This window comes from Oceanitalea stevensii (genome assembly GCF_014837105.1).
Taxonomy (GTDB): domain Bacteria; phylum Actinomycetota; class Actinomycetes; order Actinomycetales; family Actinomycetaceae; genus Oceanitalea; species Oceanitalea stevensii.
Genome location: NZ_JACSPO010000001.1, coordinates 38,378 through 51,678 on the forward strand (window position 1 = coordinate 38,378; position 13,301 = coordinate 51,678).

Here is a 13,301-nt window from a genome sequence, read left to right on the forward strand (position 1 = left end):
CCGCATGGACGACACGCTCGACACCTCCTGGGTGCTGCGCTGGGCCGAGCTCGCGCAGCACGCCGTCTCCGAGAACCGGATCGCGCTCATGGAGCTCGACCGCGCCATCGGCGACGGCGACCACGGCGACAACCTCGACCGCGGCTTCACCGCCGTGAGCGCCAAGCTCGCCGACGCCTCCCCGGACTCCCCGACGGCGGCCCTCAAGCTCATCGCCACCACCCTCATGTCCACCGTCGGTGGGGCGGCCGGCCCCCTGTACGGCACGGCGTTCCTCCGGGCCGCCACGGCCCTGGGCGACGGGCCGGTCGACGCGGCGGGGGTCGCGGCCCTGCTCACCGGCGCCGTCGAGGGCGTCACGGCACGCGGCCGGGCGGAGGCCGGGGACAAGACGATGGTCGACGCGCTGCGCCCGGCCGCCGAGGCCGCCCGCGCGGTCGCCGAGGAGGGCGGCAGCGCCCGGGCCGCCCTCGCGGCCGCCGCCGACGCCGCCGCCGCGGGCGCGGAGGCCACGGAGCCGATGGTGGCCCGCAAGGGCCGCGCCAGCTACCTCGGTGAGCGCTCGGCCGGCCACCGCGACCCCGGCGCCCAGTCCAGCGCCCTCATCCTGCGCGCCGCCGCCGACGCTGCCGCGGGGGGAGCGGGGCAGTGACGACGGCGATCGTCGTCGTCTCCCACTCCGCGCAGTTGGCCCAGGGGCTGTGCGAGGTGGCGGCGCAGATGGCGCCCGACGTCCTGCTCCGCCCGGCCGGCGGGACCGACGACGGCCGCATCGGCACGAGCTTCGACAAGCTCCTCACCGCGGTCGGTGAGCTGACGGCGGACGGTGGTGACGGCGTCGTCGTCCTCACCGACCTCGGCTCGGCGACGATGACCGCCGAGTCCGTCCTCGAGATGGTCGACGACGAGCGCGTGCTGCTCGCCGACGCCCCGCTCGTCGAGGGCACCGTCGCCGCGGCCGTCGCCGCGCAGGGCGGCGCCGGCCCGGAGGAGGTCCGGCGTGCCGCCGAGGAGGCCGCCCTGTCCTTCGCCGCCGCCCAGCGCAGCGGCCCCGCCGAACCGGCACGCGGCGGGGAGGTCCTCGAGCGGGTCCTCCAGCTGCGCAACCCGCTGGGCCTGCACGCCCGTCCCGCCGCGCAGCTCGCCCGCCTCGTCTCGGGCTTCGACGCCCACGTCGAGGTCGACGGCGTGGACGGCGCCAGCGTCCTCGCCCTCATCGGGCTCGGGCTCTCGGGTGGCGCGACGATGACGGTCCGGGCCAGCGGCCCGCAGGCCGAGCACGCCCTCGACGCCGTCGCCCAGGTCGTCGACGAGGGCTTCGGGGAGGCGTAGGGGCCGACTCGCCGGGACATGGTTATGGTGGCCGGAGCGCTCACCCGACCGCACCGTCGCCCGAAGGGAACCCACCCCATGCACGAGGTCAAGGCCGTCGTCGTCAAGGAGAAGAACGCCCCCGCCACGGTGGAGACGATCCTCGTCCCCGACCCGGGCCCGGGGGAGGCGCTCGTCGACGTCGTCACGTGCGGCGTGTGCCAGACCGACCTCCACTACAAGGTCGGCGGGGTCAGCGACGACTTCCCCTTCCTCCTCGGGCACGAGGCCTCCGGCGTCGTCTCCGCCGTCGGTGAGGGCGTCACCGAGATCGCCGTCGGGGACCGCGTCATCCTCAACTGGCGCGCCGTGTGCGGGCAGTGCCGCGCGTGCCGCAAGGGCCAGCCCTGGTACTGCTTCGCCACCCACAACGCGACGCAGAAGATGACCCTGCAGGACGGCACCGAGCTCAGCCCGGCGCTGGGCATCGGCGCCTTCGCCGAGAAGACCCTCGTCGCCGCCGGGCAGTGCACGCGGATCGAGGGCGACATCGCCCCCGAGCAGTACGCCGCCCTCGGCCTGCTCGGCTGCGGCGTCATGGCCGGCATCGGCGCGGTCCTCAACACCGGCGCGGTCCAGCGCGGGGAGTCGGTGGCCGTCATCGGGTGCGGCGGGGTCGGCACGGCCGCCATCGCCGGCGCCGTGCTCGCCGGGGCGACGACGATCATCGCCGTCGACCTCGACGACGAGAAGCTCGCCACCGCCCGCCGCTTCGGCGCCACCCACACCGTCAACTCGCGTGAGCAGGACCCGGTCGAGGCGATCCGCGAGCACACCGGCGGCTTCGGCGCCGACGTCGTCGTCGACGCCGTCGGCGTGGCCGCCACCTTCGCCCAGGCCTTCGAGGCGCGCGACCTCGCCGGCCGCGTCGTCCTCGTCGGCGTGCCGGACCCGGGCACGACGTGGGAGATCCCGCTGGACCAGGTCTTCGGCCGCGGCGGGGCGATCAAGTCCGCGTGGTACGGCGACACCCTGCCCTCGCGCGACTTCCCCATGCTCGTCGAGCAGTACCGCCTGGGCCGCCTCGACCTCGACGGCTTCGTCACCGAGCGCATCGGCATCGACGACGTCGAGCCCGCCTTCGACAAGATGGCCGCCGGCAAGGTGCTGCGCTCCGTCGTCGAGATCAACGACCCGCCCGCCTCCTGACCCGCCGCCCTCGCCCTTCACCCTTTATCGCCGACAGCTGAGTTGTTACCGGCTGTCACCCGACCCCGTGGGAGCCACCCGATGACCACCCCCGTGCGCACCGACAGCAGCGGACGCGTCCGCGTCGAGAACCTCGTCACGAGCGGCACCTTCTCGCTCGACGGCGGGACCTGGGACGTCGACAACAACGTGTGGGTCGTCGGTGACGACACCGAGTGCGTCGTCATCGACCCGGCGCACGACCCGGCCGCCGTCGTCGAGGCGGTGGGCGGCCGTCGCGTCGTCGCCGTCCTGCTCACCCACGGCCACGACGACCACATCCGCGCCGTGCGCGACGTCGCCGCCCGGGTGGGCGCGCCGGTCCACCTCAACCCGGCCGACACGATGCTGTGGGAGCAGGTCCACCCCGGCACGACGGCGGACGAGGAGATCGCCGACGGGCAGGAGATCACCGTCGCGGGGGTCACGCTCACCGCCCTGCACACCCCCGGCCACTCGCCCGGCTCGACGTGCTTCTACGCACCGGCCCTGGGGGAGGGCGGCGTCCTCTTCTCCGGGGACACCCTCTTCAACGGCGGGCCCGGCGCGACCGGCCGCTCCTACTCGGACTTCCCGACGATCATCGAGTCGATCCGCGAGCGGGTCCTCACCCTGCCCGAGTCGACCGAGGTGCTCACCGGCCACGGCGACGCGACCTCCGTCGGGGCCGAGAAGCCGCACCTGCAGGAGTGGGTCGACCGCGGCCACTGACAGGCCCGGCCCGGTGGGTAGGGCACGATAGGGGCCATGAGCGAGATCAAGCCCGTCGAGAGCTGGCTGACCGACATGGACGGCGTGCTCGTCCACGAGCAGCAGGCCATCCCCGGCGCCGCCGAGTTCATCTCGGCCCTCATCGACTCGGGGCGGCGGTTCCTCGTCCTGACGAACAACTCGATCTTCACGCCGCGCGACCTGCGCGCGCGGCTGCGCGCCGGGGGCATCGACATCCCCGAGGACGCGATCTGGACCTCGGCGATGGCCGCGGCCCAGTTCCTCGACGGCCAGCGCCGCGGGGGCAGCGCGTACGTCGTCGGCGAGGCCGGGCTCACCACCGCGCTGCACGACATCGGCTACACGATGACCGACGTCGACCCCGACTACGTCGTCCTCGGGGAGACCCGTACCTACTCCTTCGAGGCGATCACCCGCGCGATCCGGCTCATCGAGGCGGGGGCGCGCTTCATCGCGACCAACCCCGACCCCTCCGGCCCCTCCCAGGAGGGCACGCTCCCGGCCACGGGCGCGGTCGCCGCCCTCATCACCCGGGCCACCGGCGTGGAGCCCTACTTCGTCGGCAAGCCCAACCCGCTCATGATGCGCAGCGCCCTCAACCGCATCGACGCGCACTCGGAGTCCAGCGTGATGATCGGGGACCGGATGGACACCGACGTCGTGTCCGGCCTCGAGGCCGGTATGCGGACCATCCTCGTGCTCACCGGCTCCACCCGTCCCGAGCAGGTGGACCGCTTCCCGTACGTGCCCACCCGGGTCGTCGACTCCATCGCCGACGTCACCCCGCTCGTCGCCGAGTACGCCCCGCGGGCGGACCGGTGACGCGCCGTCCCCGGCGCAGCGCCCGGGCGCTGTTCACGGCCACCCTCCTCCTCAGCGAGGCGATGGTCGTCCTCTTCGCCGGGCTCGTCGCCTACGGCCTGCGCCTCGCTCCCGTGCGCGAGATCGTCGTCGGCGGCCTGGTGCTCGCGGTGTGGGCCGTGCTCGCCGGCGCGCTCGTGCGCCGCGGCACGGTCGGCTACGTCCTCGGCTCGGTGCTCCAGGTCGCGCTCATCGCGACCGGGCTCGTCGTGCCGATGATGTACGTCGTCGGCGGTCTCTTCGCGGTGCTGTGGCTCGTGTCCCTGCGCATCGGCGGGCAGATCGACGCGGAGCGGGTCGTGCGCGAGGACGCCGAGCGCGAGTACGAGGAGCAGCACGGGGCGGGGGAGGCCGCGACGGGCCGGTAGTGTCGGTCGCGTGACTTCCACCGAACGCACCCTCGTCCTCATCAAGCCCGACGGCGTCCAGCGCTCCCTCGTCGGGGAGGTCCTGCGCCGCATCGAGGCCAAGGGCTACCGCATCGTCGCCCTCGAGATGCGCAGCGCCGACGCCGAGCTCCTCGGCGAGCACTACGCCGAGCACCGCGGGCGCCCCCACTTCGAGCCGCTCCTCGAGTTCATGGGCTCCGGCCCGCTCGTCGCCGCCGTCGTCGAGGGCAACCGTGTCATCGAGGGCTTCCGCTCCCTCGCCGGCACCACCGAGCCGACGACGGCGGCCCCCGGCACCATCCGCGGCGACCTCGCCCGCGCGTGGGACACCCAGGTGATCCAGAACCTCGTCCACGGCTCCGACTCCCCGGAGTCGGCCGAGCGCGAGATCTCCCTCTGGTTCCCCACGCTCTGACCCACCCCGTCCGCGCCGAGAGCTGAGCCGTTCCTCGGGACGGCTCAGCTCTCGGCGTCGTGGGGCAGGGGTCAGTAGAACTCCCGCGTGTCCATGACGTTGCGCAGCGGCCGGCCGTCCAGCAGGCGCGTGGCGTTCTCGGCGAAGAGCGCGGCGATCCGGCGCGGCTCCTGCTCGGAGAGTGCCGCGGTGTGAGGGCTGAGGAGCACGCTCGGGTGGCCCCACAGCGGACTGTCGACGGGCAGCGGCTCCACGGCCGTGACGTCGAGCGCCGCGAACCCGACGCGGCCGGCGTCGAGGGCCTCGACCAGCGCGTCCTCGTCGACGACGGTCCCTCGGCCGACGTTGACGAAGAGGGTGCCGGGCCGCAGGCCACCGAAGACCTCGGCCCCGAGCAGCCCGGTCGTCCGGTCGGTGCCCGGCAGCGCCGACACGATCGCGTCCGCCTGCGCCGCCGCGGCGGCGAGGTCGTCGAGCGGGACGACGCGGTCGACGTGCTCGACGGCCTCGCGCCGGCGGCTCGTGCCCCAGACGGTGGCGCCCAGCGCCGCGAAGCGCTGCGCGACGACGCGACCGATGCCGCCGAGCCCGACGACGAGGACCGTCATCTCGCTCACGTGCCGCATGAGGCGCCGGCCGTCGCCCCACGTGCGTGACGCCTGGTCCGCCTCGAGCCGCCGCAGGTCCTTCGCGCCGGCGAGCACACCGAGGAGGGCCCACTCGGCCAGCGTCTCGGCGTGCATGCCCGCGCTCGTCGTCACGGTGACGCGCTCGAGCTCCTCGGCCGTGAGCCCTGCGGCCCTGACCTGGCCGCCGCCGCCCGCGGCGGTCGTGTGGACCCACCGCAGCCGCGGGTTGCTGCGCACGGTCCGGGCGAGCGCCTCGGGGGAGACGTCGGGGATCCCGAAGAGCGCGTCCGCGTCGTCGAGCAGGGCCTCGAAGGCACGCTGCTGCGCCGGGTCGCGGCGCCAGTCGGGGTCCCCCTCCCAGTCGCCGCTCCAGCGCCACGGCGGGGTGAGGCCGGGTCCGCGCAGCAGCTCGATGCGCGGCTCGCGACGGAGGACGAGCTCGACCGACGCGTCGTCGAGGGTGACGCCGAGCGCCACCTTGAGGGTGTGGTCCGGCACGGGAACTCCTTGCTGTGGGGGCGGCGGGGGCCGGGTGGGGCGCGGTCAGCGCAGCGGGGTCTCGAGGCGGGTGGCGCCGACGATCACCGTGACGACGCGACCGGGACGGGCCTCGTGGTTGGACAGCGGTGCGCCCGCCATGACGACGTCACCCGGGCCCAGGCGCACCCACCGGGCGACGTAGGCGAGGGACTCCCTCACGGGCACGGGCATCGCCTCCACCGTCGTGCCGCACACGCGGGTGCCGTCGAGCTCGAGGGCGAGCAGCCCGGTGTCGAGGGACGCCGCGGTGTCGATCCACGGGCCGAGCGGCGTGGAGCCGTCCCCGCCCTTGGACTCGAAGTTGCGCGGGTCGAGCGTGGAGCGGTCCGGGTAGGAGATGTCGTTGACGGCGGTGACGCCGAGGACGAGCTCGTGGGCGTTGCCCTCGGTGAGGTCCGGGTTCTCCGGGCTGCCGGTGTCACGGCCGATGACGACCGCGACCTCCGCCTCCATGACGGCGCGTCCCGCGTCGCGGCGCAGGCGCACCGGCTCGCCGTGCGCGACGACGGTGCGCGGGCTCTTGAGCCAGGCCTGCACGGGGGAGGGGTGGTCCGACGTGCCCCGGTTCTGGGCGATGCCGACGAGCACCGTGGGGACGGTCGGGGGGAGCAGCCGCAGGTCCGCAGCGGGGACGGCCTCGCCGTCGTCGTGCGGGCGGCGTCCCTCGCCGAGGGCGACGTACGGGTCCTCGACGGGCCGGACGACGTCGCCGTCGAGCCGGACGTGGCGGACCGTGCCGTCGAGGACCGCGCGCCCGATGCGCATCACCGCACCGCCGTGCTGATCGCCGCGTGCGTCTCGTCGGTGGAGACACGGATGGCGTCGTCGTGCCTGAGGAGGTCGCGGCCCTTGGTCTCGGGCACGAGGAAGGTCGACGCCGTCGTGATGAGCGCGAGCGTGGCCATGTACACGGCGGGAAGCAGCCAGTCGCCGTCGGAGACCGCGAGGAGGTAGGCGCCGAGCACGCCGGCCAGCCCGCCCGCGAGGACAGCGGAGATCTCCCGCGCCATCGCGACGCCGAGGTAGCGGTGACGGTTGCCGAAGAGCTCGGGCAGCATCGCGCACTGGGGGCCGAGCATGGTGTTGACCGCGACACCGATCCCGATCGCGATGACGGCGATGACGCCGACGGGGTGACCCTGGGAGAGCACCCACCAGGCCGGGAAGGAGTACAGCAGCAGGAACACGGCCCCCGCGCGGTAGACGATGCGGCGGCCGAACCGGTCCGACAGGTGACCGCTGAGCGGGAGCACGACCATCGCGATGAGCGCGCCGAGCGTGACGCCCCACGTCGCGACACCGCGGTCGACGGGGTTGGCGATGAAGTTGCCGGCGACGAACGCCAGACCCAGCGTCTGGAACATGTAGGAGCCGCCGTTCTCGGCCATCCGCAGCCCGATCCCGACGACGACGCTGGGGAAGCCCGTGGTGAAGATGTCGCGCACGGGTCGTTCGGCGACCTGCTCGTGCTTCTCCAGCTCCACGAACGTCGGGGTCTCACGCAGCCGCATGCGGATGAACAGCGCGAGCAGGATGAGGAGGAAGGAGGAGAGGAAGGGCAGGCGCCACGCCCAGCCGAAGAAGACCTCGTCGGGCAGCAGGGACATGAGCGAGAACACCAGGGCGGCGAGCAGGGTGCCGAGCTGGATGCCGATGAAGGGCAGCGCGGAGAAGAAGCCGCGGCGGCGGACCGGGGAGTACTCGGCCATGAGCACCGTCGCGCCCGCCTGCTCGGCGCCCGCCCCGAAGCCCTGGAGGAGGCGGAGCACCGTCAGCAGGACGGGAGCCCAGGCGCCGATCGAGTCGTAGGTGGGCAGCGCGCCGATGAGCGTCGTGGCCCCGCCCATGAGGGCGATCGTCACGACGAGCACCCACTTGCGGCCGAGCCGGTCGCCGAGCGTGCCGAAGAAGAGGCCGCCGAGCGGACGGGCGACGAACCCGACCCCGAAGGAGGCGAGCGAGGCGACGACGGCGAGCTCCGGCGGGAGGTTGGAGAAGAACAGATCGCCGAAGATCAGCGCCGAGAAGAGCCCGTACAGGGCGAAGTCGAAGTACTCGAGTGCGCTTCCCACGCTCGAGGCGAGCGTCGCGCGGCGCAGGTTGTCGGCGTAGTCCGGATCGTCGGTGTGGTCCAGGCGCCTGGTGGTGTCGTCGTTGGTCACGTGCCATCCCCTCGATAGGCGTGCTCCGTTGCGTGTGAACCGTAACACCATGCTGAACGCCGTACAACCTGCTGAACAGATCGGTGCTGGGTCGTCAGGTGGCCGGTCGGTGGAGGGGGTTCGTCAGGGCCTGTGCCGCCGTGAGGAGTGCGGCGCCGACCTCCGCGACCCGCGCCTCGTCGGCCTCCTCGGTGAGGAGCGCGGCCCCCATCGCCAGCGGCGGGTCGACCGGCGCCCACGGCTCGAGCGGGACGGCGACCCCGGTGATCCGCGCGAGCGAGGCGCCGCGGTCGATCGCGTAGCCGCGCTCGCGGGTCGCGGCGAGTGTGGGGAGGAGCTCGTCCACCGTCGTCGGGCTGTCCGGCGTCAGCTGCCGGAAGGGCTGCGAGCCCGCCAGGAGGGAGCGCACCCGGTCGTCGTCGACGGTGGACAGGAGGGCCAGCCCGGTGGCGGTCATGGCCGCCGGCAGCCGAGAGCCGAGAGGGGTGCCGAAGCGGTTGGGCCACCGACCCTCGTGCCGCGCGAGGTAGACCGCCTCGCTGCCGTCGAGCATGGCGATCTGCACCACCTCACCGTGGAGCACCGGCGACGCGGCGACGACCCGGTAGAACTCGCGGACCTGGTTGAACTGTTGCGCGTAGGCGCCCCCGAGCTCGGCCACCCGCCGCCCCAGCCGGTAGCCGCCGTTGTCCCGCTCGATCATCGCGCCGTCCTCAAGGGCCGCGCACAGGTTCGCCGTCGAGGACTTCGCGATGCCCAGGGCCCGGGCGATCTCGCTGAGCGTCAGGGGGACCCCCTGCGCGTCCGCCAGCAGGGTGAGGATCCGCAGCGAGCGCGACACCGCGGGGGCGGGGCCACGCTCGGGCGCACCGGTCGGTGCATCGGTCATGCGAGGTTCCTTCGGGTCGGGAGGCCGGGTACGCGACCAACCTAGCCAAGCGGACCGCGGCAGGGACCGGCCCGCGACTCCCCGGGGACCGCGGTTCCGCCCGTTAGGCTGCTTCCGTGCATCTCAAGACGCTGACGCTGCGGGGGTTCAAGTCCTTCGCCTCAGCGACGACCCTCCACCTGGAGCCGGGGATCACCTGCGTGGTGGGGCCCAACGGCTCGGGCAAGTCCAACGTCGTGGACGCCCTGTCGTGGGTGATGGGGGAGCAGGGCGCCAAGTCGCTGCGCGGCGGCTCGATGTCCGACGTCATCTTCGCGGGCACCTCCTCGCGCGCGCCGCTCGGCCGCGCCGAGGTCTCCCTCACCATCGACAACTCCGACGGGCTGCTGCCCATCGACTACTCCGAGGTGACGATCTCCCGCACCCTGTTCCGGGGCGGCGGCTCGGAGTACGCCATCAACGGCGAGGCGTGCCGGCTCCTCGACATCCAGGAGCTCCTCTCCGACACCGGCATGGGCCGGGAGATGCACGTCATCGTCGGGCAGGGTCAGCTCGACGCCGTCCTGTCCGCCGGGCCCGAGGAGCGCCGCGGCTTCATCGAGGAGGCCGCCGGCGTCCTCAAGCACCGCCGCCGCAAGGAGAAGGCGCTGCGCAAGCTCGAGGCGATGAAGGCCAACGTCGACAGGGTCAACGACCTGTCCACCGAGATCCGCCGCCAGCTCGGCCCGCTCGCCCGCCAGGCCGACGTCGCGCGCCGCGCGCAGGTCATCCAGGCGGACCTGCGCGACTCCCGCGCCCGCCTGCTGGCCGACGACCTCGTCCAGCTCACCGCGACCCTCCAGCGGGAGGTCGCCGACGAGACCGCCCTGCGGGAACGCCGCACCGCCGTCGAGGCCGCCGCAGACTCCGCCCGCAGCCGGCTCGCCGCCCTCGAGGCGCAGGCCGCGGCCGCCGCGCCGCTCCTGCGCGAGGCGACCGACACGTGGCACTCCCTCTCGGGGCTGCGCGAGCGCCTGCGCGGCCTGCACTCCCTGGCCGCCGAGCGCACCCGCCTCCTCGGCGCACCCACCCAGGAGCACCGCGGCACCGATCCGGAGGAGCTCGACGCCCGCGCCGCCCGCGCCCGCGAGGAGGAGCAGGCGCTCGCCGCGGAGGTCGAGGCCGCCCGCGCCGCACGGGACGCCGTCGTCGCCGAGCGCACCCGTCTGGAGGAGGCCGAGCGCGAGGCCGAGCGAGCGCTGGCCGCCGTCCACCGTGGCGTCGCCGACCGCCGCGAGGGGCTCGCCCGCCTCACCGGGCAGGTCGCCGCCCGCCGCAGCGCCGCGGAGGCCGCCCAGGCCGAGCTCGGACGCCTGCGCGCCAACCTCGCCGAGGCGGAGGAGCGCAGCCGCCACGCCCAGGCCGAGTTCACCGCCCTCGAGCAGCAGGTCGCCGGCGAGGAGGAGGGCGAGGAGGGCCTGGACGAGGCGCACGAGGAGGCCCTGGAGGAGCTCGACGCCGCCGAGGCCGCCCTCGCCGCGCTCCTCGAGGAGGAGCGCACCGCCGAGGGCGAGCGCCGCACCTGGCAGACCCGCCGCGACACCCTCGAGCTCTCCCTCGCCCGCAAGGACGGCACCGGGGCGCTCCTCGACGCCGCCGACCGGCTCGCCGGGCTGTGCGGCTCCCTGCCGGACGCGCTGAGCGTCGAGCACGGCTACGAGACCGCCGTCGCCGCCGTCCTCGGCGCCCACACCGACGCCGCCGTCGTCGAGTCCACCGACGTCGCCGTCGACGCCATCCGCCGCGCCCGCGACGAGGACCTCGGCCAGGTGCGTCTCGTCGTCGCCGGTGCCGCCGCCCCCGACGACGACGGCGCCGCCCCCGCGGGCGGGCGCTGGGCCCGTGACGTCGTCACCGCCGACGGCGAGCTCGCCGGTGCCGTCGACACCCTGCTGGCCCGCGCCGTCGTCGTCGACGACCTCGCCGCCGCCCGGGCCGCCGTCGCGGCAGCCGACGTCCTCGCCGTCACCCGCGACGGCGACGTCCTCTCCCGCGCCAGGGCCGCCGGCGGCACGAGCGCCGGCCCGAGCGTGCTCGAGCTGCACGCCGCCCACGAGGAGGCGGCGAGCGAGGCCGACGCCGCGACCGCCCGCGCCGAGCAGGCCCGCTTCGGGCTCGTCGCCGCCCGCGACCGCGTCGCCCGCGCCCAGGAGTCCGTCGACGCCACCCTCGCCGCCCTGCACGCCTCGGACGCCCGGCTCGCCGGCGTCGCCGAGCAGCTGGGCCGCCTCGGGTCCGCCGCCCGCTCCGCCGAGGCCGAGGCCGAGCGCATCCGTCCCGCGATCGCCGAGCTCGTCACCACGGGCGAGGAGCACGAGCGCCAGCTCGCCGAGCTCCTCACCCGCCTCGAGGTCGCCCAGCGGGAGCCCGAGCGCACCGAGGACGACCTCACGGCCGCGACGGCCGAGCGCGACCGCGCCGCCGGGGAGGCCCGCGCGGCCCGCGCCCGGGAGACCGAGGCGCGCCTGGCGCTGCGCACCGTCGAGGAGCGGGCCGGGGCCCTGTCCGGCCGGGCCGCGTCCCTCGAGCGGGCCGCCGAGGCCGAGCGGGTCGCACGCCGCAAGGCCGCCGAGCGCGAGCAGCGTCGCGCCCGGCAGGCCGAGACCGCCGCTCTCGTGCGCTCCGGTGCCGAGCAGGCGCTCGCCGTCGTCGAGCGCTCGCTGTCCGCCGCCGCGGACGCCCGCGAGGAGGCCGAGGAGGCCCGCGGGGCCCGGGAGCGGGAGATCGCCCAGGTGCGCGGCGAGCTCGAGGAGGCCACCGGCGAGCTCGCGCGGCTCACCGACGCCGTCCACCGTGACGAGGTCGCCCGCACCGAGCAGCGGCTGCGCATCAGCCAGCTCGAGGAGCGCTCGGTGAGCGAGCTCGGCCTGGACCCCGAGGTGCTCGTCGAGGAGTACGGCCCCCACCAGCCGGTGCCCGTCGTCGTGCCCGAGGGGGAGGAGCCGCGCGAGCCCGTCCCCTACGTGCGCGAGGAGCAGGACAAGCGGCGCAAGCGTGCCGAACGGGACCTCGCCCGCCTGGGCAAGGTCAACCCGCTGGCCCTGGAGGAGCACGCGGCGCTCGCCGAGCGGCACCAGTTCCTCACCGAGCAGCTCGCCGACCTCAAGAAGTCCCGCGCCGACCTCATGGAGATCGTCCGGGAGATCGACGAGCGCGTCGAGCGGGTCTTCGCGGAGGCCTACGCGGACACCGCGGCCGCCTTCGACGACGTCTTCGCCCGGCTCTTCCCCGGCGGCGAGGGCCGGCTCGTCCTCACCGACCCCGAGGACATGCTCACCACCGGCATCGAGATCGAGGCCCGGCCCGCGGGCAAGAAGGTCAAGCGCCTGTCCCTCCTGTCCGGCGGGGAGCGCTCGCTCACCGCCGTCGCGCTCCTCGTCGCGATCTTCAAGGCGCGGCCCAGCCCCTTCTACGTCATGGACGAGGTCGAGGCGGCGCTGGACGACACGAACCTCGGCCGGCTGCTGGAGATCTTCACCGAGCTGCGGGAGGACTCCCAGCTCATCGTCATCACCCACCAGAAGCGGACGATGGAGATCGCCGACGCCCTGTACGGCGTCACGATGCGCGGTGACGGCGTCACCACCGTCATCAGCCAGCGGCTGGCCGAGGAGGAGCGCGCCGGGGTCTGACCCACGCCGGTGAGACCGGGTAGCACAAATCGCCGGTCCGTGAGTGATAATGGGCCCATGACGGGGGCGATCCTGGTGACCACGCTCGCGGCGCTGTGCGCCGCGGGGATCTTCGCTGCCGTCCTCATGGCCCAGCGTCCCGAGGAGGGATGGGGCACCTGGCTGCGTGACACGGTCCGCGCCTGGCGGCGGGAGGACTTCACGTGGGCCGACGAGGTCGACGAGGAGGACGCCGGCGGCCTCGGCACGCTGTACCTCATGAGCGAGCCGGGCAACGCCTACACGACGGCCGAGGAGCTCGCCGAGCGCCTGCGCGACATCCGCGAGCACGCCCCCGCCCTGCCCGACCGCGGCGAGGGCCGGCCCACCGAGGCGCGCGCCTGACCCAGGCGCCGGGGACGCGCTGCGCCCCCGCCTCACCTGCGCGGTGGCCCTGCGGCCGTCCCGTGGTCCA

General features: G+C 74.7%; 13 protein-coding genes. 9 read left to right on the plus strand and 4 right to left on the minus strand.

Annotated elements, in window-relative coordinates:
- The first annotated feature begins 4 nt into the window (after positions 1–4).
- From dhaL to ndk, 7 genes are all read left to right on the plus strand, one after another.
- Positions 5–652: a dihydroxyacetone kinase subunit DhaL gene (gene dhaL / locus H9624_RS00190; RefSeq protein WP_251837915.1), complete on the plus strand. Its 648-nt coding sequence runs from the start codon at positions 5–7 to the stop codon at positions 650–652.
- Positions 649–1,332, plus strand: coding sequence for a dihydroxyacetone kinase phosphoryl donor subunit DhaM (gene dhaM / locus H9624_RS00195; protein ID WP_251837916.1), 684 nt, complete (start codon positions 649–651; stop codon positions 1,330–1,332). Before dhaL ends, dhaM begins: the two co-directional genes overlap by 4 nt.
- Positions 1,333–1,410: 78 nt before the next feature.
- Positions 1,411–2,520, plus strand: coding sequence for an S-(hydroxymethyl)mycothiol dehydrogenase (locus H9624_RS00200; protein WP_251837917.1), 1,110 nt, complete (start codon positions 1,411–1,413; stop codon positions 2,518–2,520).
- A gap of 81 nt (positions 2,521–2,601) precedes the next feature.
- Positions 2,602–3,270 carry an MBL fold metallo-hydrolase gene (locus H9624_RS00205; protein ID WP_251837918.1) on the plus strand — a complete coding sequence of 223 codons (669 nt, stop codon included), beginning with the start codon at positions 2,602–2,604 and terminating at the stop codon, positions 3,268–3,270.
- A 36-nt stretch (positions 3,271–3,306) separates the two neighbouring features.
- The gene (locus H9624_RS00210) at positions 3,307–4,113 is read left to right on the plus strand and encodes an HAD-IIA family hydrolase (protein ID WP_251837919.1); all 807 of its coding nucleotides are present in this window, start codon (positions 3,307–3,309) and stop codon (positions 4,111–4,113) included.
- Positions 4,110–4,520, plus strand: a complete 411-nt coding sequence (locus H9624_RS00215; protein WP_251837920.1) for a DUF4233 domain-containing protein — start codon at positions 4,110–4,112, stop codon at positions 4,518–4,520. Before H9624_RS00210 ends, H9624_RS00215 begins: the two co-directional genes overlap by 4 nt.
- A gap of 10 nt (positions 4,521–4,530) precedes the next feature.
- Positions 4,531–4,956: a nucleoside-diphosphate kinase gene (gene ndk / locus H9624_RS00220; RefSeq protein ID WP_251837921.1), complete on the plus strand. Its 426-nt coding sequence runs from the start codon at positions 4,531–4,533 to the stop codon at positions 4,954–4,956.
- A gap of 71 nt (positions 4,957–5,027) precedes the next feature.
- Here ndk and H9624_RS16735 read toward each other — a convergent pair whose 3' ends face one another.
- The 4 genes from H9624_RS16735 to H9624_RS00240 form a co-directional block, all read right to left on the minus strand.
- Positions 5,028–6,083 (minus strand): D-2-hydroxyacid dehydrogenase, encoded by a 1,056-nt coding sequence (locus tag H9624_RS16735; protein WP_251837922.1) that lies wholly within the window; start codon positions 6,081–6,083, stop codon positions 5,028–5,030.
- A 45-nt stretch (positions 6,084–6,128) separates the two neighbouring features.
- The gene (locus H9624_RS00230; protein WP_251837923.1) at positions 6,129–6,890 is read right to left on the minus strand and encodes a fumarylacetoacetate hydrolase family protein; all 762 of its coding nucleotides are present in this window, start codon (positions 6,888–6,890) and stop codon (positions 6,129–6,131) included.
- Positions 6,890–8,287, minus strand: a complete 1,398-nt coding sequence (locus H9624_RS00235; protein ID WP_251837924.1) for an MFS transporter — start codon at positions 8,285–8,287, stop codon at positions 6,890–6,892. The genes H9624_RS00230 and H9624_RS00235 overlap by 1 nt, the downstream gene beginning before the upstream one ends.
- A gap of 94 nt (positions 8,288–8,381) precedes the next feature.
- A complete protein-coding gene (locus tag H9624_RS00240; RefSeq protein WP_251837925.1) occupies positions 8,382–9,176 on the minus strand; it encodes an IclR family transcriptional regulator in 795 nt (264 codons plus the stop codon).
- A gap of 116 nt (positions 9,177–9,292) precedes the next feature.
- Between H9624_RS00240 and smc the strand changes: the two genes are divergently transcribed.
- Both smc and H9624_RS00250 read left to right on the plus strand, forming a co-directional pair.
- The gene (gene smc / locus H9624_RS00245) at positions 9,293–12,847 is read left to right on the plus strand and encodes a chromosome segregation protein SMC (protein WP_251837926.1); all 3,555 of its coding nucleotides are present in this window, start codon (positions 9,293–9,295) and stop codon (positions 12,845–12,847) included.
- A gap of 57 nt (positions 12,848–12,904) precedes the next feature.
- A complete protein-coding gene (locus H9624_RS00250) occupies positions 12,905–13,231 on the plus strand; it encodes a hypothetical protein (protein WP_251837927.1) in 327 nt (108 codons plus the stop codon).
- Positions 13,232–13,301: the final 70 nt, after the last annotated feature.